Source organism: Pectobacterium polonicum (assembly GCF_005497185.1).
GTDB lineage: Bacteria > Pseudomonadota > Gammaproteobacteria > Enterobacterales > Enterobacteriaceae > Pectobacterium > Pectobacterium polonicum.
In genome coordinates this window covers 44,551-66,954 of record NZ_RJTN01000008.1, presented here as the reverse complement: position 1 = coordinate 66,954, position 22,404 = coordinate 44,551, and the positions used below count along the sequence as shown (strand labels likewise).

Sequence of the window (22,404 nt, the reverse complement as noted above, 5' to 3'; positions counted from 1 at the left end):
TCATGCGCCGCCTGCACGTCATCGGCATGACGCTGTTTCTGGCCTTTTTCTATAGCCTGATTTGGCTGGCGCTGTGGACCATCAGTTTCTATTTGAGCAACAACGGCCAGCAGGCCGCTCTGCTGTTACCACAAGGGCTGCGCTTGGCGCTGATGATTTTGCTGCCGCGCAAATACTGGCCGACCTTGCTACTTGCGGAAATCGCCATCCAGAGCTGGCTTATCAGCGAACAGCTCATGACGCGTTCGTTGCTGCTACTTTCCCCATTCCTTAGCCTGATTCCGGCCATCATCACGCATAAAATTTGGTATCGCTATACGCTTTATTGGCAGCGACTCCTGCTATTACTGGCTGCACTGACGCTCAATACCATTCTGCATGGCATCGCTATCGGCCCCTGGCTACATTCGCAGCTGACACAAACGCTGCTGGCGACCTTTACCGGCGGCGTCCTGCTGATTCCGTTCATCTATTTGCTGTACGAATACATCAAGCAGCAGCACTTGCAGACGCTGCTGGCACAGGAGATCCCCGATCCGCCGCTGCGTACCTCGCTGCTGATTTGGTGCTCGCTGTTTTTTTCTATCGGCGTTTGCCTGCAAATGACGTTCACACCTGAGATGGAACGGCTGCTGTTGATCTTCGTTTTTCTGCCCAACGTGGTGATGGCGTATAAATTCGGCTGGCAAGGCGGCGTGCTTTCCGCCGTGCTCGGCAGCCTGATGATTGCCGTCACGCGTCAGGTAAGCGGTGCTTTCGACGATCTGCGCGAACTGGAACTCTTTCTCTCCACGCAGGCGCTACTCGGCATTGGGCTGGGGATCGCGATAAGCCGTCAGCAACAGCTGGCACAGCGGCTCCAGCGCTACCGCCACCAGTTGGAGCAGGAGTTGAAAACCCGGCGGCGACTTATGGAACGCATCATCCACACCGAAGAGGCGGTACGCAAAGATATCGCGCGCGAACTGCACGATGACATCGGCCAAAACATCACCGCGATTCAGATTCAGGCCATGCTGGTGAAACACAGCGCACCTGCCGATGCCGCCCAGCATGCCGCCGGGCAAATCAGTGAGCTGTCGCGGCGTATCCATCACACCACGCGCCAATTGCTGCGCCAGCTGCGCCCGCCGGTGCTGGATGAAATGGTGTTAGATAAAGCGCTGCATCATCTGGCGGATGAGTTTGCCTTCTCGGCTCGCGGCATCCAGTTTCAACTGGATTATCAGCTTCCCACGCCGCCACATGATGACGTGGTGGTTTTCACGCTTTATCGGCTGGTGCAGGAACTGCTTAACAATATCAACAAGCACGCCAGCGCCACGCAAATTACCGTTCGGCTTTCCCAGCAGGATGACCTGATTACGCTCGACGTCATTGATAACGGTGTGGGCATCGCACAAAAAGACAGTCCGAATCCAACAGGCGGTGGTTTCGGCCTGCGAGGTATCGAGGAGCGTGTACAGGCGCTGGGCGGTCACTGGCTGGTAAAAGCTGCCATCCTTAGCGAATCTGCCACGCCGCGCGGTACGCACATAATTGTTAACCTGCCCACAAAATTTAAACAAAAAGACGATTAGCTAGGAATTATTCCTAGCCACCTAAAACCTTGTCTCATCCTTTTTAATTCACATCCCCCTACTCTTCTCTCAACGCGACGGAGAACCCCATGCAGGCACCCATGTTTCCACCGGGACAGCTTTCACCAACACAAATCAGCCAACGTTATCGCTACTGGCGACCACGGTTGCTGATTTCCATGGTCATCGGGTACGCCACGTTTTACCTAACGCGTAAAAGCATCAACTTCGTCATGCCGGTGATGCAGTTGGAATTAGGGTTAAGCAAAGGTGATATCGGTCTGCTGGGGACGCTGTTTTATCTCTGTTACGGCGCATCCAAATTTATTTCCGGCATCGTGTGCGATCGCAGTCAGGTGCGCTGGTTTATGGGCGTCGGGCTGATGATTACCGGCGTGCTGAACATTCTGTTCATGTACTGCCAGTCGCTCACAGGTTTGCTGATTGTCTGGGCGCTGAATGGGTTCTTTCAGGGCTGGGGTTGGCCGCCTTGCGCCAGACTGCTGAGCAGTTGGTATTCACGTAATGAACGCGGCCTCTGGTGGGGATGCTGGAATACGTCGATCAACATCGGCGGTGCGGCGGTTCCCCTGCTGGCGGGCTATCTGGCCTCCGAATGGGGATGGCAGGCGGCGCTGCTGGTGCCGGGCATCATCGGTATTGTGATTGGTCTGTGGCTGTGCTGGCAGCTGTGCGACAAGCCGCAGCAACAGGGGTTGCCAAGTGTCGGCCAGTGGCGGCGCGATGCGCTGGAGTTGCGTCAGGAGCAACAGAGCCCACCGATGCCGATGCGCCAGATTCTGCGCGATGCGATTTTGCGGAACCGTACCATCTGGCTGCTTGGGGTTTCCTACATTCTGGTGTACCTGATTCGCATCGCACTGAATGACTGGGGGAACATCTGGCTGTCGGAGAGTCACGGTTTCAACCTGCTTAGCGCGAATGCCACGCTGTCGCTGTTTGAACTGGGCGGATTGATGGGGGCGCTGTTTGCCGGCTGGGGTTCAGACCTGCTGTTTCGTGGTCAACGCGCACCGATGATTTTGCTGTTTGCATTAGGGCTGTTTTTAACCATGACCGCGCTGTGGCTGGCACCGATTCACCACTATTCACTGCTCGCGGCCTGTTTCTTCAGTATCGGTTTTTTTGTTTTTGGACCACAGATGTTGATTGGTCTGGCTGCGACGGAATACAGCCATAAGGATGCCGCAGGCACGGTGACAGGTTTTCTGGCGTTGTTTGCCTATCTGGGGGCAGCGCTGGCGGGCTGGCCGCTAGCACAAGTGCTGCAACACTACGGATGGTCGGGATTTTTTACCCTGCTGGCGTTGGCTTCAGCCTGCATCGGACTGTTACTGATGCCGCTGCTGATGGCAGGTGTCAGCCGCCGGGAACGTTTGATGACATCAAAATAGCAATAACAACAGATAGACACCTATAAAGGAACACATCATGAAACTGAGTACCTTAACGACCCTCATCGCCGCTGGACTGACCGTTGCTGCCGTCACCACCACCACTGCTCGGGCCGAAGGGCGGTTAGTGGTTTACTGTGGTGCAACCAACACCTTCTGCGAGGAAGAGACGAAAGCCTTCGGCGAAAAACACAACGTCAAAGTCTCATTCCTCCGCAACAGTGCAGGCAGCACGCTGGCAAAAATCGATGCGGAGAGAAAGAACCCACAGGCTGACGTCTGGTACGGCGGCACGCTGGACCCGCAATCCCAAGCAGGTGAAATGGAATTACTGGAGCCCTATCAGTCTAAAAACCTTGAGCAGATCATGCCGCAGTTCCGCGATCCGGCCAAACGTAAAGGCAACTACTCGTCTGCCATTTACGTCGGCATCCTCGGCTTCGGCGTTAACACCGATCGCCTGAAAGAGAAAAACCTGCCAGTGCCACAGTGCTGGAAAGATCTGACCAATCCGGTCTACAAAGGCGAAATTCAGATTGCTGACCCACAAAGTTCCGGTACGGCCTATACCGCACTGGCGACCTTCTCCCAGTTGTGGGGTCAGGATCAGGCCTTTGATTACCTGAAAAAACTGAATGCCAACGTGTCGCAGTACACCAAGTCCGGTATTGCCCCGGCACGTAACGCCGCACGTGGCGAAACCGCTATCGGCATCGGCTTCCTGCATGACTACTCGCTGGAAAAAGAGAAAGGCGCACCGCTGACGCTGATCTCCCCGTGTGAAGGCACCGGCTATGAAATTGGCGGCGTCAGCATCCTGAAAGGCGCGCGCAATATGGATAACGCCAAGCTGTTCGTTGACTGGGCGCTGTCAAAAGAAGCACAGGAACTCTCCTGGAAGAAAGGCCAGTCCTACCAGATTCTGACCAACACCACCGCCGAAGCCTCTCCGCTGTCGCTGAAGTTGCAGGATCTGAAACTGATCAACTACGACATGGACAAATACGGCGCGGCAGACGTGCGTAAAGAGCTGATTTCCAAGTGGGTTAACGAAGTCAAAATGGGCCAATAATCTCGATTCATTGACCTTCATTGATTGCAAAAATAACGGGAACACGGCGACAAAGCTTACTCGCCTAACGCCGTGTTCTCAGCATCGCTAATTAACCATTACTCAATATTACTCACCAACCAATACCTGTGACGATTCAATCTCATAAAACAACTTTATAAAACTTGCACGCACCAGGGAACCATCATGTCACACACACTAACTCTTTCACCAACGCCTAAGCGGGACCCCGTTTTCCTGTGGCTGGCGCTGATTGCAGCAACCTTTTTGCTGCTGCCAGCGTGGAGCCTGGATTACGGCCTGTTGGATGCCTCACGCGATGAACTGCTGGCGGCCTACAGCTGGTCGAGCCTGAATATCAGCCTGCTGTGGTTCCTGCTCCCAGTAGGGTTGCTGGCGCGTCCGCTGCTGACGCCCGGTCGGGAACAGCGTGGCCGCCACCGTTTTGATGCAGCTTACGCGTTGTTCTGTGCCCTTTTCGTGGTCATCAGTGCCACGGTTGAAGGACGCGGAATGGGCTATGGCACTATCGCGCTGTTTGTCGCGCTGAGTGCGATTATTACGCTGGCGCTATCCAGACTGGACTGGCTGGGTGGCGATCGCTTCGTCATCGGCTCGCTCATCAGCATCATCGCGCTGATTGGCGTCTTTATCCTTTACCCCAGCATCGCCATCTTCATCCCGATGTTCACCAACGACAGCGGTGAGTTCGCGCCGCTGTCATTTATGCAGATTTTGGGTCAGGCGCATATCTTACGGGTGATCTGGAACTCATTCCTGCTGTCGGTTGCCGTCGGTATCGGCTGCACCTTCTTCGGCATGGTGCTGGCGATTTACACCTCGCGTATCGCCCGCCGCTCTGCGATTATCGGCCGTATCTTCTCCATTCTGCCTATCGTTACCCCCCCGTTTGTCGTTGGGCTAGGCGTGACGCTGATGATGGGCCGCTCCGGTTACATGACCGAGCTAATGGTGGATTGGTTCGGACTGACCAACACCAACTGGCTGTACGGTTTCACCGGTATCTGGCTGGCGCAGGTGCTCGCCTTCACACCAATGTCGTTTATGATTCTGGAAGGCGCGATGAAGACGATTCATCCGTCGCTGGAAGAAGCGTCGTACACTCTGCGTGCCAACCGCTATCAAACCTTTCAGCGGGTTTTCCTGCCCTTGCTGAAACCAGCGCTCGCCAACTCGTTCCTGATCGTGATCGTCCAGTCGCTGGCCGACTTCAGTAACCCACTGGTGCTAGGCGGCAACTTCGACGTACTCGCGACCCAGATTTACTTCTACATTACTGGCGCACAGTTGGATTACCAGTCAGCCAGTACGCTCGGCGTTGTCCTACTGGTGTTCTCACTGGCTGTGTTCTGCGTGCAATATCTGTGGATCGGTAAACGTTCCTACGTCACGATTTCCGGTAAATCCTACCGGGGTGATGTGCAGCCGCTGCCTGTTTCACTGGTGTGGATCGTCAGCATCCTGCTCTATGTCTGGATTGCGTTTAACGTTCTGCTGTACGGCAGCATTTTCTACGGCAGCTTTACCGTTAACTGGGGCGTGGATTACACCCTGACGCTGGATAACTTCAGCAAACTGTTCGGACAAGGCTTTAGCGACGGCGCCTGGCCTTCCCTGCTGGATACGCTGTTGTTCGCGGGCATCGCCGCACCAATTACGGCACTGTTCGGGCTGCTTATCGCCTACATCGTGGTGCGCCAGCAGTTCTACGGCAAGAAGGCTATCGAGTTCACCACCATGCTGTGCTTTGCGGTACCGGGCACGGTTGCCGGTGTGTCTTACATTCTGGCCTTTAACAGCGCGCCGGTTTACTTAACGGGAACAGCGGTGATTGTCATCATGTCGATGGTCATGCGTAACGTGCCGGTTGGTATCCGTGCGGGTATTGCCGGACTGGGACAGTTGGATAAATCACTTGATGAGGCGTCGCTCAGCCTGCGCGCAGGTTCGATGCGAACGGTGTTCTATATTCTGCTCCCGCTGCTGCGTCCAGCCATTTTGTCTGCGCTGATTTACAGCTTCGTGCGTGCCATTACCACCGTCAGCGCCATTATCTTCCTGGTTACGCCAGATACTCGCGTCGCCACGTCTTACATTCTTAACCGCGTGGAAGACGGTGAATACGGTATGGCGATTGCCTACGGTTCCATCCTGATTGTGGTCATGCTGGCCATTATTTTCCTGTTCGATTATCTGGTCGGTGAAGCGCGGGTTTCTCGCACCAAAGCCAAGAATAGTGACTAAGCGGAGTGATTACCTTGAATACTGAAAAAAACTTTGTTGAACTGAAGCACGTCACTAAACGTTTCGGCAACAACACCGTCATTGATGATTTGAATCTGGCGATCCCACAGGGAAAAATGGTCACGCTGCTGGGGCCATCTGGCTGCGGTAAAACCACGGTACTCCGCGCCGTTGCCGGTCTGGAAAAACCAACGGAAGGTCAAATTTTCATCGATGGCGAAGACGTCACCGAGCGCTCGATTCAACAGCGTGATATCTGCATGGTGTTCCAGTCTTACGCCCTCTTCCCGCACATGTCGCTGGGGGAAAACATCGGCTACGGGCTGAAAATGCTCGGTCGCCCGAAGGCGGAAATCAATCAACGCGTAAAAGAAGCGCTGGCGCTGGTCGATTTGGAAGGGTTTGAAGATCGTTACGTCGACCAGATTTCTGGTGGACAGCAACAGCGTGTCGCTCTGGCGCGTGCGCTGATCCTCAAACCTAAAGTTCTGCTGTTCGATGAGCCGCTGAGTAACCTTGATGCCAACCTGCGCCGCAGCATGCGTGAGAAAATCCGTGAGCTTCAGCAGCAGTTCAACATCACCTCGCTGTATGTGACGCACGATCAGAGCGAAGCCTTTGCGGTGTCCGACATGGTTCTGGTAATGAACAAAGGCAAAATCATGCAGTTGGGTGCACCGCAGGAGCTTTATCGCCAGCCAGCCTCCCGCTTCATGGCTAGCTTTATGGGGGATGCCAACATTTTCCCTGCCACCTTCACGGCTGATAGCGTGAATATCTACGGCTACCTCATTCCACGTCCGCAGGGTTTTGCTGCCGGATTAAGCGAATCCGTCGTCGGTATTCGCCCGGAAGCCATTACGCTCAGCCATCAGGGTGACGAAAGCCAGCGCTGCACCATCACGCAGGTTGCCTACATGGGGCCACAGTATGAAGTGCAGGTGGACTGGCACGGTCAGTCGATGCTGTTGCAGGTTAACGCAACCCAGCTTCAGCCGAATCCGGGCGACAGCTACTATCTGCAAATTCACCCTTACGGCATGTTTGTGTTGTCCGAGCAGTAAACATCGGATAACTCACTATCCACCACAAACCGGGAGCGCTTGCTCCCGATTTTACTTTCTACAAACACCTAAAAAGCCGACAAGCGTCAGTTTCTCTTCGGCCTGCGTTGATTACGCCGGAATACGCACACCGATTACGGATTCCCTGCGCGATTTGTTATGATAATGCTCTTTCAAGTACATAATCACGCACGGAATCGCCGCGATGAAACAGAAACCCATAACCTTAAACGATGTCGCTGAGTACGCTGGGGTTTCCTATCAGACGGTTTCCCGCGTGTTGAACCAAGCGCCTCATGTTTCATCCCGTACTCGCAGTAAAGTGGAACAGGCGATGGCGGCGCTTAGCTACACGCCTAATCGCGTCGCCCAGCAGCTGGCAGGGAAAACCATCACCACGCTGGGGCTGGTCACTACCGATCTTTCTCTGCACGCGCCTTCACAAATTGCCGCGGCAATTAAGAGCACCGCCAGTCAGCTAGGCATTAACATCGTGATGTCCATGCTGAGCAGCCCAGATGTCAACACCTGCAATAACGCGGTTAACGACCTGCTTTCTCAGCGTGTCAGCGGCGTTATCGTGAACGTTCCGCTCTCCACGGATGACGTCGCCCACATTAGCCAAACCTGTGCCGACACGCCCGTCCTGTTTATGGATGCCGATCCGCATACCGACATACTCAACGTTATGTTCGACCCCGAGCACGGCGCACGTTTAGCCATCACGCATCTGGTACAGTTGGGGCATCGACACATCGCCCTGTTGACCGGACCAATGACGTCGATCTCCGCCCGCCTGCGTTATGAAGGCTGGTTGGCCGAGCTGGAGAAACAGCAGTTCCCCCCCGCTTCGGTGCTACACGGTGACTGGAGCGCCGCATCCGGTTACCATCAAACGCTGGCACTACTCGGACAATCTCTGCGCGTCTCCGCCATTGTTGTGGCGAACGATCAAATGGCGCTTGGCGTCCTGCGCGCGCTGCACGAATATGGCCTTCGCGTACCGGAGCAGATGTCAGTGATCGGCTTTGACGATACTCAGGACAGCGCGTATTACACCCCACCGCTAACGACCATTCGCCAGGATTTCAGGCTATTAGGTAAAGAGGGCGTCACTCGTTTGCTCGCCACGCTGCGCGATCCTGCCCAAAGCACCTCACTGCTATTACCCACCGAACTGATCGTACGCCATAGCACCGCCGTACATTCATCAACCCATGCCTCCCTGCAAGAACTCACCAAAAACCTGTTGGACATTACACGCCAGCTACAAAGGCTGTAGCCCTTTACATTTTTTGTAACCCATTACACAACAGCATCTTTTTCACCACCGATGCCAAACCCTAACAAAATAAGATGATAAACAATAAGTTATTTATCATCTCTCGTTGATTTATTGCGCAGCGCTTTCCAAATTCAATGTATTCCCATTCATTTTACAAACGATCTTTGTGATCGCTTCCACTTTATTATCACATGCCACTTTACTCGCCATAACGAGTCGATATGTTATGAGCAACATAAATTGTGAGCGGATAACAATTTAAATATCCAATCACAGAAACAGACTCAAGACGTTCAGGAGCCAAGCCATCATGAGCGATACCGTTTTACCGTATCCAGCACGCCATCGCGCCACGCTGCAAGAAATTCTTGCCCGACGTGATTGGGAAAACCCAGCCTGTACTCACTATCAGCGGCTCCCTGCTCACCCACCGTTCAACAGCTGGCGCAGCGTGGCTGCCGCACAGCAAGATGAGCCTTCTCAGCGGCTGCGTCGTCTGAATGGCGAATGGACGTTTAGCTATTTCACCCGCCCGGAAGCCGTACCAGAAAGCTGGTTACAGCAGGATCTGCCTGATTCAGACACCATTCCGGTGCCTGCCAATTGGCAGCTACAGGGCTATGACACCCCGATTTACACCAACGTAAAATACCCGATCCCCGTCAACCCGCCCTATGTGCCAGAAGACAATTCCACAGGTTGTTACTCGCTCACTTTTAAGGTCAATCACGACTGGATCAGTCGCGGACAAACGCGGATTATTTTTGATGGTGTTAACTCCGCGTTTTATCTCTGGTGTAACGGCCACTGGGTGGGATACTCGCAGGATAGTCGCCTACCTGCGGAGTTTGATATTGGTCGCTATCTGACGACCGGAGAGAATCGGCTGGCGGTAATGGTGTTGCGCTGGTCTGACGGCAGCTATCTGGAAGATCAGGACATGTGGCGTATGAGCGGTATTTTCCGCGACGTTACACTTCTGCACAAACCGACGGTCCACCTTAGCGATATCCAGCTCACTACGCCGCTCAGCGCCGATTTCCGCCACGGCACGCTGGATATTCAGGTGAAGGCAACGCTCTCTGAAGCTGAGGCCAAAAACCATCGCATCCACGCACAGCTTTGGCGTGGTAATAAGCTCATCGGTGGTACGCGACAGGCGTTCGGCAGCGATATTGTCGATGAGCGCGGGGCCTATCATGACAAATCTTTTCTCCGCATCGACGTGCCACAGCCCGACCTGTGGAGCGCCGAGCAGCCGCACCTGTATCGTGCCGTCATTGCACTGGAAACCGTAGAAGGCGAACTGATCGAAGCGGAGGCCTATGATGTCGGTTTCAGAAAAGTTGAAATCCGCAGCGGCCTGCTGCTGCTGAACGGTCAACCGCTGCTGATCCGCGGCGTTAACCGTCACGAGCATCACCCACAGCACGGTCAGGTCATGGATGAAGACACGATGCGGCGCGATATTATGCTGATGAAGCAGCATAATTTTAACGCCGTACGCTGCTCACATTATCCTAACCATCCGCTGTGGTATCGGCTGTGCGATCGCTACGGTCTGTATGTTGTAGATGAAGCGAACATTGAGACGCACGGCATGCAGCCGATGAATCGTCTGTCGGACGATCCCGTCTGGCTGCCAGCCTACAGCGAACGCGTATCAAGGATGGTGCAGCGCGACTGTAATCATCCCTGCATCATTATCTGGTCATTGGGGAACGAATCCGGCTACGGCGCAAACCATGATGCACTCTACCAGTGGATCAAACGCCACGATCCGACTCGCCCCGTGCATTACGAAGGCGGCGGTGCCAATAGCCATGCAACCGACATTGTGTGCCCTATGTACGCCCGCGTTGATGAAGACCAGCCCTTCCCCAGCGTACCCAAATGGTCGATCACCAAATGGGTCAGCATGCCGGATGAACATCGGCCGCTCATCCTTTGCGAATACGCACACGCAATGGGCAACAGTCTGGGAGGGTTCGCCCGCTACTGGCAGGCATTCCGCCAATATCCTCGGTTACAGGGTGGATTCATTTGGGATTGGGTCGATCAGGCGCTGACCCGCCGCGACGAACAAGGCAATGCCTACTGGGCCTACGGCGGAGATTTTGGCGACATGCCTAACGATCGCCAGTTCTGTCTGGACGGCTTGGTTTTTCCCGATCGCACCCCGCATCCCAGCCTGTATGAAGCCCAGCGGGCGCAGCAGCATATTCAATTCGCTTGGCAAGCTGAAGCGCCGTGTGAATTACACGTCACCAGCGAATATCTGTTTCGCCATACGGACAACGAGCAGTTGAACTGGAGCATTACGCTGAATGATAAGACGCTCGCAGAAGGTTCTCTGCCGCTGACGCTCGCTCCGCAGACCACCCAGATTCTGACACTGCTGGAAGCACTTCCCACAGTCGATCGTGCAGGGGAGCTTTGGCTTAATGTTGAAGTCGTACAGCCGAAAGCCACCGCCTGGTCAGAAGCCAATCACCGCTGCGCCTGGGATCAGTGGCAACTTCCTGCACCGCTTAATCTTCCCGAGGCACCTTGCTCTGGACAGAAGAAACCTCCTGTTCTGCACTCGTCCGATGCGTACTTTGACATCATTCAGGGCGAACAGCGTTGGCGCTTTAACCGCCAGAGCGGCTGGCTGGAACAGTGGTGGACGGCGGATACCCCAACGCTGTTAACCCCCTTGCAGGATCAGTTTGTTCGCGCACCGCTGGATAACGACATCGGTATCAGCGAGGTCGATCGTATCGATCCGCGCGCCTGGGCCGAACGTTGGAAATCGGCCGGACTTTATCAATTGCAGACGCAATGTGTTGCCATTCAGGCTGACCAACTCACCGATGCCGTACACATTGTCACCGAGCACGTATTCCGCCATACCGGACAGATCCTGCTGCGGAGTAAAAAGCGCTGGCAGATTGATGCACATGGCGTGATGACCGTGGATGTCGATGTTGATGCCGCCACGATACTGCCGTCACTCGCCAGAGTGGGCTTGAGCTGCCAGTTAGCCGACGTCGCACCTCAGGTCAGTTGGGTCGGGCTTGGGCCACATGAAAATTACCCAGACCGACAGCTCGCGGCACAGCATGGGCACTGGAATCTGCCGCTGGATGACCTTCACACCCCTTATATTTTCCCAACGGAAAACGGGCTGCGCTGTAACACGCGTACGCTGACCTATGGCAAATGGACGATCGCCGGACACTTCCACTTTGGGTTAAGCCGCTACGGGCTAGCACAATTGATGACGTGTACCCACCATCATTTATTAGAAAAGGAAAAAGGCGTTTGGCTCAATCTGGATGGCTTCCACATGGGAATTGGTGGCGATGACTCCTGGAGCCCTAGTGTCCATCGCGACGATTTGCTAACAGCAACGCATTATCACTATCGCGTCGCCATTCAACATCACTAACCGTATTGATATGAAAAAGTAGCATTGAAAATAACGAAAGTGTGCGGTTATACCGCCTCTTTTCATCCTGGTTGTATCCAGCAGGTATATATCCGCCGTCAAAATAAACGCTGCGGATATATACCCTAAATAATTCAAGTTGCGTGACAAAAACGTCAGCGTGTTGGACAACGTGATGCGTTGCACCTTTAGGGCAAGGCCCACTGCGAGCTGAGTCAACCAGGGAAGCCAACACACATGCGGCTTGAAGTATAACGGGTATAATGCATATCGGAGAACGTAACATGTACTACCTACATAATAAGAATTTCTGGATATTCGGCCTGTTTTTCTTTTTCTATTTCTTCATCATGGGGGCTTACTTCCCCTTCTTCCCTATTTGGCTGCATGATATTAACCAAATAAGTAAAAGCGACACAGGAATTATCTTCGCCTGCATTTCCTTTTTCGCTTTATTATTTCAACCCATATTTGGTTTGCTCTCCGATAAATTAGGATTGAGAAAACACCTGCTATGGATTATTACCATTATGCTGGTGTTTTTTGCTCCGTTCTTTATTTATGTTTTCGGCCCATTACTAAAATACAACATCGTTTTAGGTTCTATCGTCGGTGGGATTTATCTGGGCTTCATCAACAACGGCGGTGCACCAGCTATTGAGGCCTATATCGAGAAAGTCAGCCGCCGTAGCCAGTTTGAATTTGGCCGTGCGCGTCTGTTCGGCTGCCTCGGCTGGGCGCTCTGTGCATCTATCGTCGGTATTATGTTTACCATCAATAACCAGTTCGTTTTCTGGCTGGGGTCCGGCTGTGCCGTCATCCTCGCCATCCTGTTGCTGCTGGCGAAACCAGAGGCTTCCTCCAGCGCTCTCGTTGCCGATCAGGTAGGCTCCAACCAGAAACCGTTCAACCTGAAAATGGCAGCCGAACTGCTAAAAGAACGCAAAATCTGGTTCCTGACGCTCTATGTTGTCGGCGTTTCTTGCACCTATGATGTGTTTGATCAGCAATTTGCCAACTTCTTCACCTCATTTTTCGAGACCCGACAGGAAGGAACGCGAGTATTTGGCTACGTCACCACGCTGGGTGAATTGCTTAATGCCAGCATCATGTTTTTCGCCCCGCTGATTGTGAACCGTATCGGTGGTAAAAACGCCCTGCTCATCGCAGGAACGATTATGTCCGTGCGCATTATTGGCTCGGCCTTTGCCAATTCCGTGCTGGAAGTGATTGTGCTGAAAACGCTGCACATGTTTGAAGTTCCTTTCCTGATTGTCGGTTGCTTCAAATACATTACCACTGTCTTTGAAGTCCGCTTTTCCGCGACCATTTATCTGGTGTGCTTCTGTTTCTTCAAACAGATATCAATCATTTTCATGTCCATCTTTGCTGGCAATATGTATGACAGTATCGGCTTTCATGGCACTTACCTGATTTTAGGCGGCATCGCCCTCTCCTTTACGGCGATATCTCTATTCACTCTGTCAGGAAAAGGACCGCTATATGCCTTTTCCGATAAACAAAAAACGCCAATAAACCAGCCGTAACGATAGATAAATACGCTGCAATGCCGATATTTGCCAAAAATATCGGCAGATTGCGCATTCTCTCACCGAACAGTGCAATTTTGTGGTTTACGCCTTTGACATGTGCAACACACGCCGTTATTATGCGCCCCGTCAACACGATTCCTCTGTAGTTCAGTCGGTAGAACGGCGGACTGTTAATCCGTATGTCACTGGTTCAAGTCCAGTCAGAGGAGCCATATATAGAAAATCCCGCTTAAGGAAACTTAAGCGGGATTTTTGCTTTTTAGCACTGTATTCAATACGTTCCACCTGAAAATCGTTCCCGGTGTACATTTCGTTTTCACTAATCATCGGGAGAATTTGGTGGCCAGGTTTGGGGTCATGACGGCGTACCCCCCAAATGTCTCTTAACGACTCAAAAATCCGCAACGTAAAACGTAACGCCTTCTGATAACGCCTTAAGAATCTCAGGTTCATAGCATGATGACTTTGTTATTAACGGAAAGAAGCTACCCCTGCATCCTGATGACAACTTTTCCTTTTGCATGCCCTTGGGCAAGATAGGTAAGTGCATCTTTTGTTTCAGCAAAAGAAAACACCTTGTCAACCACTGGCTTGATTTGTTCCGTTTCAAGGAGTTTGCCAATTTGGGCCAGTTGAGCACCATCAGGTCGAACGAAATGAAATGTGTAGGCAGTGCCCCGCTTTTTCGAAAGACGCATAATCTTTCGGCTCATCAACCAGAAAACAAAAGTCAGAAAAAAGTTTAATCGCCGAGCCCGTGCGAACGCGGCATCTAACGGCCCGATGAGAGAAACAATTATTCCTCCAGGATTAAGCGTGTTGATGGATTTTTCAATCGCATCACCTCTGAGAGTGCCTAGTACAATATTGTAGCCACTCAGCACGTTTTCGAAATCTTGCTTTTTATAGTCAACCACGTCATCTGCACCAAGATGACTTACCCATTCGACGTTACCTGTACTCGTGGTCGTTCCCACCGTTGCGCCAAGGTGTTTCGCCAGTTGGATTGCAAAGGTACCAATGCCCCCCGAACCTGCTGGGATCAAAACCTTCTGACCAGGCCGGAGTTTGGCGCGCTCGATCAGTGCCTGCCAGGATGTGAGGCTCACCATTGGGAGCGAAGCCGCCTGTACAAAATCCAGGTTTGCTGGTTTCATGGCCGCCGCGTTCTCAGGCACTACGGCAAATTCGGCGAGAGAGCCCGTTCCCCTATCGAAAATGCTGGCAAAAATTTCATCACCTGGCGCGAAATGAGTCACGCTGCTCCCCACTGCAATGACGACACCGGATAGGTCACTGCCCAATGTTGCAGGGAGCGTAAAATGCAGAACTGGCTTAAATATTCCGGTAGGGATCATATTGTCGATAGGGTTTAGCCCCACAGCGTAAACGTTAACCAGGATTTCATCAGCGTTGAGCGAAGGATAATCTACGTCATCGAATCCCAATTCAGGATGCTTACCATAGCGTTTAAACGTGAAGGCTTTCATCGTCTTATTATTCATTTTTATTTATCCCGCCGTATCAAGCTGAAGACTATTACGTACCACGTTGTCGAGGAATTTTGCGGGCGAAAATCTAAGCAAAAAATTCAACTGACCTGCCAATTTCCCCGCTGTGTAGCGTAACTTAGGCTGTGAACTCTGAATCGCTTTAACGACGACTTCTGCCACTATCTCGGGGCTTTCCGCCTCAGCCATCGCCTTACCAACAACTTTCGTCAGCTTAGCCCGAATACCTTCATACTCATCAAGCTTCGCGTCCGGCTCTATGTTATTGACGTCAAACTGGGTTTTTATATAAGCAGGTTCGATAACAGACACTCTTATGCCTTGAGTCCGTAGTTCATGATCCAGTGATCCCGAATACCCTTTGACCGCATGTTTACTGGCTGCATAAAGCGCCACATACGGCAACGGAACCGTTCCCAATATCGAACCGATGTTGATGATGCGACCGCTGCCCTGACGGCGCATGTGGGGAACGACCGCTCGAGTCAACCGGACTATACCGAGGAAATTCGTGTCGAAAAGGCTCTTAGCCTGTTCGATCGAGCTTTCTTCTGCTGCCGCTGGCGCAATACCAAAGCCTGCATTATTCACCAAAATATCGATCCGACCTTCCCGCCGCAGCAGCTCATCAATAGCAGCCTCTACGGACGCGTCATCGGTGACATCAAGCGCCAATAAAGGGAAGGAATGCTTACCGGCCTGAGAGCCGCGCCGACTCGTGCCATAGACCGTATACCCTGCGGCTAATAGTTTGTTAGCCGATGCCTCACCAATTCCTGATGAGGCCCCCGTAACAAGCGCTACACGTTTATTTGTCATGCTGAAATAAGACCTTCATAAGTGGTTTGGGGGTTACTCCTCTGCAAAACAGCCAAAGACTATTATTAGCGTCCTGCAGAGTGCGACTCATTGACTAAAGGGTTTTATATCGCTCTGCGGCTTCATCTTGTTTGATGTCCGAAAGCAGCGTCTGTCGCGCGGCATCAAGGGCACCCCAGCGTGCAGCATTGTGTAATGGTGGGATGGTGACGAGCTCTCGACGATCAAAGCCAACCAGTGCGGCATCCACTAACTCGCCCACTTCCATGAATTTTGGAGAATTACTGATGTCGATACCTGCACGGTCCCAAATTTCCGTATAAGTACCGGCAGGAAGTACCGCCTGGATATAAATGCCCTTAGATGACAGCTCTACATTCATTCCCTGAGACAGGAAAAGCACAAAGGCTTTCGTTGCGCCATAGATCGACATGGCAAACTCAGGGGCTAAGCCGACTACAGAGCTGATATTGACGATCGATCCTTCACCCGCTTGCACAAATCGTGGTGCCACAGCACTGGCCAGTCTGGTCAGGGCGGTGACGTTAAGTGCGATAAGGCGTTCTATCGAATCAGGCGTCTGCTCGGTGAAGCCGCCTGACTGTGCGATACCCGCGTTATTAATAAGAATGCCAATCTGCGCATCTTCCCGCAGGCGAGCTTCGACCACGGCTAAATCACTCGTTTGCGTGAGGTCAGCAGGCAAAACACCGACAGAAATGCCATTTTCCTGTCGCAGACGATCGGCAAGTGTCTCTAATTTTGCTTTGTCGCGGGCGACCAGCACAAGATCGTGGCCTCGGCGTGCAAATCGCTCAGCGTAAGCCGCGCCAATGCCTGTAGAAGCACCCGTAATGAGAACTGAAGCTTTAGTCATAAGTTGATCTTCTTCATTTGATAGTGATTTGTGAAACGCTAAACATAATGATGATGATCGTAATCTAAAAAGTCAAACGGTTTGATTACGATCATCATCAATGTATACTTGTGACATAACTTTTTAAGAGAGGACCCTAAAGCGATGAAAGTTTCGAAAGAGCAGGTTCGCGAAAATCGAATGCGTATCGTTGAGACTGCCTCGGTGCTGTTTCGTGAGCGGGGGTATGACGGCGTGGGTATAGCAGAACTCATGTCAGCCGCGGGTTTAACGCACGGCGGATTTTACAAACACTTTAGCTCCAAGGCAGATTTGATGTCGGAGGCGATGAGTTGCGGTTTTTCGCATTCGATAGAAAATACCGTGGGTGTCGATATGGCGGGTTTTGTAGAGCAATATCTCTCTCGCAAGCATCGTGATTCGATGGGAAATGGCTGTGTGATGTCAGCACTTGGTGTGGATTCAGCACGCCAGTCAGCGTCAATTAAGGAAAGTTTCGCAGCTGGAATTGAGAATCAACTGGCAACATTAGAAAGCGAGAATGGGTCGGGAGACGACGCGCGCGCCAAAAGAATTAGCGCCCTTGCTCACCTTGTTGGCGCTCTGGTGTTGTCACGTGCCTGCCCAGATGATTCCGCCCTCGCCGATGAAATTCTAGCGGTTTGCCGCTCACGAATTCTCAGTCAGGAAGCACAATCCCCAGAAAGTGATTCATCCTTCTCAGATTTGCCGACGGGTGACCTCCTGACAGAGGAGAGGAAAAATAAATGACAATCCTCAGTGTGACTGAATTTATCCCTGCTGGAAGCTTTTAAGCTGCTCAGAGAATTTCAGCGGTTCCTTCAGATGCAGGAAGTGATCGCTATTTTCATTTTTACCATAAATCAGCGCCTGACCATCGGGTACGGTTTCCGCGATCCAGCGCTGACTTTCCACCCAGTTACTGTGTTCACCGGATACCACCAGTGTCGGACGCTGGATTTTCCAGGAAAACACATCTCGCCAGTCGTTCAGAATGTGGTCGAAAAGAACGTGTTGAAGCGCAGCCATATCCGCTGGCACAAATTCTTCAGCAAACTTGTGTGAGTTTTCAAACGCGGGTGCGCCGACGATAGTATAAAAATCAAAAATATCGGTGTTCACCACGAGGCGATTGGATGGCCCTTTACCGTAATACACAGCAATCATGGCTTCGGCTGATGTCGTAGAGTATTAACGATTAAAGAATGAGAGAGCGCACCATCAGTAAACACCGAGGCAGCGCTCTCTCGATAAAATTAATGGCCGTATTTAAAATTAAAACCTAATGCGTCACCCGTCGTATCGTATTCGCGGAAGTTGTAGATCAAAGGTTTCCATTTTGACGAGTCGATGACATCATTTGATCCTAATAATTCGCTATCCACCCAAACATTGATGATGTCCAACTCGACCAGAATAAAACGCCCTTTGTCTGTCGTGCTGACGGTCTTACATTCCGCCTGGATAGGACATTCAAGCACCCGAGGCGGCGTAATATCGGTAGAAGCTTCAGTGTGAAGGCCGACTTTGGAGAATTTGTCGTGGCAGACCTGAACGCCCCATTTAATCTGACCTTCAGATAGCACATCGCTTCCAGTCAGCTTACCCAGCGCTTCAACTTTCTCCCACAGTTTGTAATCAGGAATATTGATGACAACATCAGAGCCGGATAATAAATTACTGTAGGTCTTACTTCCTTTCGTGACACCGATAATAATTTTATCACCGAGAGAAATTGACGACGATATAGAAGCAACATTGACTTCTCCGTTGCTATTATCCGTCGTCGTAACAAGGAAAACCGGGAAGCCATAATAAAACGAACTGAGTTTCACATTCTTTTTCATTTGAGTTCAGACCTCATCATAGAGTGGCGTTATATTTTTTCATTTCTACTCTTTTGATTTCCCTTTAACAATAACTCCAATTGAGTAGCTGTAAGGATGATTTATTCAATTCAATATCCCTAATAAGTAGACCATCAAAAAATAACCTAATGTAACTATTCCTTGATGTTAGTTTTTACCTCAACGCATCGACGGAAAAAAATAACCGACGTGGGAAACATTGATCCTTGATAATACGGCCTTTCCGCGAAGTGTTGCGGTATTGTAAAAAATTAATGAGCAGAAAATAATTCACAAACATTAAAAGAGGTATATGATATGCACCATATGGTTTTTTCCTTCCCGCCCTGCAATGTGGCTGGGTAAAGCATGAGGTTTAAACATGGAACGAATTGTTATACCAGCGAATTATGTTCATACCCGCACAACCCCTTTTTGGACAAAAGAAACGGCCCCAGCGTCAATCTGGCAGCGCCATTTAGACGCAGGAACACGGCAAGGTGTTTACCCGCGTTTGTGCGTAATGCAAGGGACGATTCGTTATTATGGCTATGCCGATGAGACGAGTCCCGAGCCAATTGAAACGCTGACGATTGAAGCGGGGCAATTTGGCGTATTCCCTCCAGAAAAGTGGCATAGAATTGAAGCGTTATCTGATGATACGTTATTTAATGTAGACTTTTATGTCGATCCAAAAATTCTGATAGAAGGTTGAGGTAAAAAATGACAGCTGAAAATAAAGGGTACTCATTAACGCTATTGAACCGCGATAATAATGAAAAAGTAGAAAAAGTTTATCTTAAACCGATGGCTTTTTATGTACCAGACTTTGCTGCTGGCGCAGTTGAGGAATTGATTAATGAACTGTCTTTAACCAGTGAAAATAAAAAAGGTTTCTTGCTGATGGTGACGAATAATAACAATGGCGTAGCCGTTGACAAAGATTTCTCTGCGCTTGAAGGATTAAAAGATAAGACTGTTTCCGCTGAAACGGTAAAAGAACTGGTTAATATCGTGCGTGGTTACGATGCAGATGAAGACACTAACGTCTGCGGCTGGTAAAACAGTATAGACTCGTCGTACTTCAAGTTGTATGTGTATCGATTTTCCGCAGCGCCGGTTATTTAAGCATTACCTTTCGTACTCCTACCATTTAAAAAACAGGCGCTGGATGTCTTTTGACTTAACAAGCGCCCCTGTACCCTACATTGGTTACTAAAAATAACTATTCACAACCATATATTATGAGTCAGCTATGTAATTCCGCACGCTATTTATCGCTCTCGCCCCCCGGTAAAACATGGTGGTGGATATGCTCTCACCCGCTAGAAATCATCATCAAAATAACCATAAAAAATTAAACCATTTCTATTAAATGCCGATTTACTCTATGAAAAATCGGTTTACTTAGCTTTTACGGTGATAGAACTCAGCTTTGTATTCCGCATGATGGGCTTATCCCATCCTCCGAGAACAGCGAGGCACTGAATGATTGATATCCAGAAAACATCAACAACATCCACTGTTAATCAACTGACAGAAGCAGGCATAACCAAAAAAACAAAGGCACTCTCAACAAACACTCAGTCACCCTCGTCCTCCATAGATCCAGATAAACCAAACCAAACCAGCTCTGTGTCAACACTCGCGAGGCAACTCAGCGATGCCGCCATCAGAGCCGAAGCCAGAGACGCCAAAAGCGACCGCAGTACATTGGCAGCCAGAGCCAGAAGCGTGGATGATGAACTGGTCGGCATGGGCTATGTCAGTAGTAAGAAAGTACACGATGCGGAAGTCCCCAATAGTGATGACCCCGAGCGATTAGCCAGAGCGAAACAAGCGACAGCGTATGCCAATGGTCAAGGAAGTAACCCCTTCAAAGGCTTGTCTCGTGAACAGCTGGCGCTGATTACCTATGACGACAGCGGAACCTTTACAGTGAATGAGCGGCGTGCAGCCTGGAGCGAGGCTTATGACCAGGAGCAAGTGTGGCGCACAATGGCCATAGCACAAAGCAAACTGGAGTGGAATCGCGGCGAGTTTAAACAAACCGAATTTTTCAAAATGGTGTTAGATCACCATGAGAGTCTGCCATTAATCGAACAAGCACAGGCACCTGAAGGCTATGTACCACGTCTGAAGTACCTGATAGAAATGGACTTCAACTTTATGACAGGGGAATCAGGCAAAGACGCCGATCCATTCAACCGCCTGTTTGAGCTCCTTTCCCCCACCAAGCTTCACTTAGAAGATGGCAAACTCACTCTGGATGCCACCAAAGATGCCTGATAATTACACCTGCACAGGCATTTACGGTTGTGCTGTGATGACGTCAAAAGCGCGGGTTTGATCTTTTTTTCGTGTGACTTTATTGGCGTACATAGCAGCATCCGCTCGGCGGATCACACCATCCGGTTCATCGACGGAAGGATCTGCCGTGACAATCCCTATGCTTGCGCCTAGATATTCAATATTGACCGAACCGAGCGAACTGGCCTTACCGAGAGAATAGCTCCCCTGTAACAAAGGCGTAATGTCGTCTCTGAAGGAAGCAATCACGCGTGCATTCTCTCCCGGCGCAACGTTGACCATACGGGCAAAGACAAATTCATCGCCACCAAGACGCCCGACGACATCACCCGGATTCCCCCACGCCAGCAAGCGTCGCCCCACCTCTTGCAAGAAAATATCACCGGCTTCGTGGCCGAACTGGTCGTTAATTTTTTTAAAGCCGTCGAGGTCAATGAACACAATCAACACCTGCTGGTGGTCATTCCCGGCCTGAGAAAACATCGCTTCCAGCGAGTAAAACACGCCACGACGATTAAGCAACCCGGTCAGTGAGTCGGTGTAAGAATATTCATGTAATGCGGCATTGGCAGCCGTTAACTGCTGCACCAACCACTCTTTCTGCACCTGCTGAGCAATAAGCTGCGCGAATAAACTTAGGATCTGTTCACCTTTGGTTGTCAGCGGCTTATGGTCAGAGCTTGCGGCACAGAGCGTGCCATATAACTGCCCGTCTTCCATACGTACCGGCGTACTGGCATAGGTCATAATGCCCAACGCTTGCGCCGCCTCAGAATCCCCCCAGCATTCGGCCACATTAGACGTATAGCTTTGCCCTTCGTCCAGCGCACGCTTGCACAGCGTGTCGTGCCACGGAACCGAGATCCCTTCAGGAATATTGAGCGTTTTCGTGTTGTGAGCAAACAGGATATTTTGAAAACCCGCTTCGGTGTCAACCTGCGTCAGGTAGGTCGATTCCAGATCGGTGACCAGCTCCAGCATGACTAATAACTGGCGAACGAGCCCCTCGAAGGAAGCCTCTGAACGTAATGTGTTCGAAAGGTGATAAAGCAAATTATCAGTCATAACAACAAATCCCAACGGTGTATATTTTTAATAAAAAACAATCAACTACCTAAAAAATGACGTCCGCCAACCTATCGTCAGTGCAAACGGGCGACGCTCCTATTACGACAGAAATCCTACGCGCTTTTCGCCTCTCACTCACCCATTTGCACTCGGCGAGTTTATCTCGTTCTGTTTTCTATAATCGGTTAAAAAGCGCCATGTTTTATGCAACATGCCTGAGATTCATCGATGCTGTCAGGCTAAGTCCTCCATTCTGCTATTGCCATCACACTTACCTATCAGGG

General features: G+C 51.0%; 18 protein-coding genes and 1 tRNA gene. 13 read left to right on the top strand and 6 right to left on the bottom strand.

The annotated features are described in order from the left end of the window. The first annotated feature begins 2 nt into the window (after positions 1-2). The 9 genes from EDI29_RS10575 (at position 3) to EDI29_RS10535 (ending at position 13,879) form a co-directional block, all read left to right on the top strand. On the top strand, positions 3-1,580 hold the full coding sequence (locus tag EDI29_RS10575; RefSeq protein WP_137740879.1) for an MASE1 domain-containing sensor histidine kinase: 1,578 nt from the start codon (positions 3-5) through the stop codon (positions 1,578-1,580). Between the two features lie 89 nt (positions 1,581-1,669). Continuing rightward, entirely contained in the window at positions 1,670-2,995 is a 1,326-nt protein-coding gene (uhpC, locus tag EDI29_RS10570; protein ID WP_010307031.1) for an MFS transporter family glucose-6-phosphate receptor UhpC, read from the top strand. Between the two features lie 37 nt (positions 2,996-3,032). After that, positions 3,033-4,067 (top strand): ABC transporter substrate-binding protein, encoded by a 1,035-nt coding sequence (locus tag EDI29_RS10565; RefSeq protein WP_137740878.1) that lies wholly within the window; start codon positions 3,033-3,035, stop codon positions 4,065-4,067. Between the two features lie 186 nt (positions 4,068-4,253). Beyond that, complete coding sequence (locus tag EDI29_RS10560) at positions 4,254-6,332, top strand: ABC transporter permease (RefSeq protein WP_137740877.1); 2,079 nt, start codon at positions 4,254-4,256, stop codon at positions 6,330-6,332. Between the two features lie 5 nt (positions 6,333-6,337). Beyond that, positions 6,338-7,396, top strand: coding sequence for a ferric ABC transporter ATP-binding protein (gene fbpC, locus EDI29_RS10555; RefSeq protein WP_193555656.1), 1,059 nt, complete (start codon positions 6,338-6,340; stop codon positions 7,394-7,396). Between the two features lie 205 nt (positions 7,397-7,601). Continuing rightward, positions 7,602-8,678: a LacI family DNA-binding transcriptional regulator gene (locus EDI29_RS10550; RefSeq protein ID WP_137740875.1), complete on the top strand. Its 1,077-nt coding sequence runs from the start codon at positions 7,602-7,604 to the stop codon at positions 8,676-8,678. Positions 8,679-8,991: 313 nt separating this feature from the next. Next, entirely contained in the window at positions 8,992-12,114 is a 3,123-nt protein-coding gene (locus EDI29_RS10545) for a beta-galactosidase (protein WP_137740874.1), read from the top strand. 284 nt (positions 12,115-12,398) lie between these two features. Next, positions 12,399-13,661 carry an MFS transporter gene (locus EDI29_RS10540; RefSeq protein ID WP_137740873.1) on the top strand — a complete coding sequence of 421 codons (1,263 nt, stop codon included), beginning with the start codon at positions 12,399-12,401 and terminating at the stop codon, positions 13,659-13,661. Positions 13,662-13,803: 142 nt separating this feature from the next. After that, positions 13,804-13,879 (top strand) — tRNA-Asn (locus tag EDI29_RS10535). A gap of 273 nt (positions 13,880-14,152) precedes the next feature. Here EDI29_RS10535 and EDI29_RS10530 read toward each other — a convergent pair. The 3 genes from EDI29_RS10530 to EDI29_RS10520 all read right to left on the bottom strand — a co-directional run bounded on the left by EDI29_RS10530 (position 14,153) and on the right by EDI29_RS10520 (position 16,874). After that, positions 14,153-15,172, bottom strand: coding sequence for an NADP-dependent oxidoreductase (locus EDI29_RS10530; protein ID WP_137740872.1), 1,020 nt, complete (start codon positions 15,170-15,172; stop codon positions 14,153-14,155). Positions 15,173-15,178: 6 nt separating this feature from the next. Next, complete coding sequence (locus EDI29_RS10525) at positions 15,179-15,997, bottom strand: oxidoreductase (RefSeq protein WP_137740871.1); 819 nt, start codon at positions 15,995-15,997, stop codon at positions 15,179-15,181. Positions 15,998-16,091: 94 nt separating this feature from the next. Beyond that, entirely contained in the window at positions 16,092-16,874 is a 783-nt protein-coding gene (locus EDI29_RS10520) for an SDR family NAD(P)-dependent oxidoreductase (RefSeq protein WP_137740870.1), read from the bottom strand. Positions 16,875-17,018: 144 nt separating this feature from the next. Here EDI29_RS10520 and EDI29_RS10515 point away from each other — a divergent pair, with 144 nt between their 5' ends. Further along, on the top strand, positions 17,019-17,645 hold the full coding sequence (locus EDI29_RS10515; protein WP_137740869.1) for a TetR/AcrR family transcriptional regulator: 627 nt from the start codon (positions 17,019-17,021) through the stop codon (positions 17,643-17,645). Between the two features lie 21 nt (positions 17,646-17,666). Here EDI29_RS10515 and EDI29_RS10510 read toward each other — a convergent pair whose 3' ends face one another. Continuing rightward, positions 17,667-18,062 (bottom strand): alpha/beta fold hydrolase, encoded by a 396-nt coding sequence (locus EDI29_RS10510; protein ID WP_193555655.1) that lies wholly within the window; start codon positions 18,060-18,062, stop codon positions 17,667-17,669. Between the two features lie 89 nt (positions 18,063-18,151). Continuing rightward, positions 18,152-18,742, bottom strand: coding sequence for a flavin reductase family protein (locus EDI29_RS10505; RefSeq protein ID WP_137740868.1), 591 nt, complete (start codon positions 18,740-18,742; stop codon positions 18,152-18,154). Positions 18,743-19,124: 382 nt separating this feature from the next. Here EDI29_RS10505 and EDI29_RS10500 point away from each other — a divergent pair, with 382 nt between their 5' ends. From EDI29_RS10500 to EDI29_RS10490, 3 genes are all read left to right on the top strand, one after another. Further along, positions 19,125-19,457: a TehB family protein gene (locus tag EDI29_RS10500; protein ID WP_137740867.1), complete on the top strand. Its 333-nt coding sequence runs from the start codon at positions 19,125-19,127 to the stop codon at positions 19,455-19,457. An 8-nt stretch (positions 19,458-19,465) separates the two neighbouring features. After that, positions 19,466-19,804, top strand: coding sequence for a DUF1869 domain-containing protein (locus EDI29_RS10495; protein WP_137740866.1), 339 nt, complete (start codon positions 19,466-19,468; stop codon positions 19,802-19,804). Positions 19,805-20,377: 573 nt separating this feature from the next. Next, entirely contained in the window at positions 20,378-21,031 is a 654-nt protein-coding gene (locus EDI29_RS10490; RefSeq protein ID WP_338325763.1) for a hypothetical protein, read from the top strand. A gap of 21 nt (positions 21,032-21,052) precedes the next feature. Here the strand turns inward: EDI29_RS10490 and EDI29_RS10485 are convergent, their stop codons facing one another. After that, positions 21,053-22,117: a sensor domain-containing diguanylate cyclase gene (locus EDI29_RS10485; RefSeq protein ID WP_137740864.1), complete on the bottom strand. Its 1,065-nt coding sequence runs from the start codon at positions 22,115-22,117 to the stop codon at positions 21,053-21,055. Between the last annotated feature and the right edge of the window lie 287 nt (positions 22,118-22,404).

What these genes read in the sequence shown, in the direction of transcription:
- EDI29_RS10575 (WP_137740879.1), top strand. Translation starts at nt 3, where the DNA reads ATGCGCCGCCTGCACGTCATCGGCATGACGCTGTTTCTGGCCTTTTTC.
- uhpC (WP_010307031.1), top strand. Translation starts at nt 1,670, where the DNA reads ATGCAGGCACCCATGTTTCCACCGGGACAGCTTTCACCAACACAAATC.
- EDI29_RS10565 (WP_137740878.1), top strand. Translation starts at nt 3,033, where the DNA reads ATGAAACTGAGTACCTTAACGACCCTCATCGCCGCTGGACTGACCGTT.
- EDI29_RS10560 (WP_137740877.1), top strand. Translation starts at nt 4,254, where the DNA reads ATGTCACACACACTAACTCTTTCACCAACGCCTAAGCGGGACCCCGTT.
- EDI29_RS10550 (WP_137740875.1), top strand. Translation starts at nt 7,602, where the DNA reads ATGAAACAGAAACCCATAACCTTAAACGATGTCGCTGAGTACGCTGGG.
- EDI29_RS10545 (WP_137740874.1), top strand. Translation starts at nt 8,992, where the DNA reads ATGAGCGATACCGTTTTACCGTATCCAGCACGCCATCGCGCCACGCTG.
- EDI29_RS10540 (WP_137740873.1), top strand. Translation starts at nt 12,399, where the DNA reads ATGTACTACCTACATAATAAGAATTTCTGGATATTCGGCCTGTTTTTC.
- EDI29_RS10530 (WP_137740872.1), bottom strand. Translation starts at nt 15,172, where the DNA reads ATGAATAATAAGACGATGAAAGCCTTCACGTTTAAACGCTATGGTAAG.
- EDI29_RS10525 (WP_137740871.1), bottom strand. Translation starts at nt 15,997, where the DNA reads ATGACAAATAAACGTGTAGCGCTTGTTACGGGGGCCTCATCAGGAATT.
- EDI29_RS10520 (WP_137740870.1), bottom strand. Translation starts at nt 16,874, where the DNA reads ATGACTAAAGCTTCAGTTCTCATTACGGGTGCTTCTACAGGCATTGGC.
- EDI29_RS10515 (WP_137740869.1), top strand. Translation starts at nt 17,019, where the DNA reads ATGAAAGTTTCGAAAGAGCAGGTTCGCGAAAATCGAATGCGTATCGTT.
- EDI29_RS10510 (WP_193555655.1), bottom strand. Translation starts at nt 18,062, where the DNA reads ATGATTGCTGTGTATTACGGTAAAGGGCCATCCAATCGCCTCGTGGTG.
- EDI29_RS10505 (WP_137740868.1), bottom strand. Translation starts at nt 18,742, where the DNA reads ATGAAAAAGAATGTGAAACTCAGTTCGTTTTATTATGGCTTCCCGGTT.
- EDI29_RS10500 (WP_137740867.1), top strand. Translation starts at nt 19,125, where the DNA reads ATGGAACGAATTGTTATACCAGCGAATTATGTTCATACCCGCACAACC.
- EDI29_RS10495 (WP_137740866.1), top strand. Translation starts at nt 19,466, where the DNA reads ATGACAGCTGAAAATAAAGGGTACTCATTAACGCTATTGAACCGCGAT.
- EDI29_RS10485 (WP_137740864.1), bottom strand. Translation starts at nt 22,117, where the DNA reads ATGACTGATAATTTGCTTTATCACCTTTCGAACACATTACGTTCAGAG.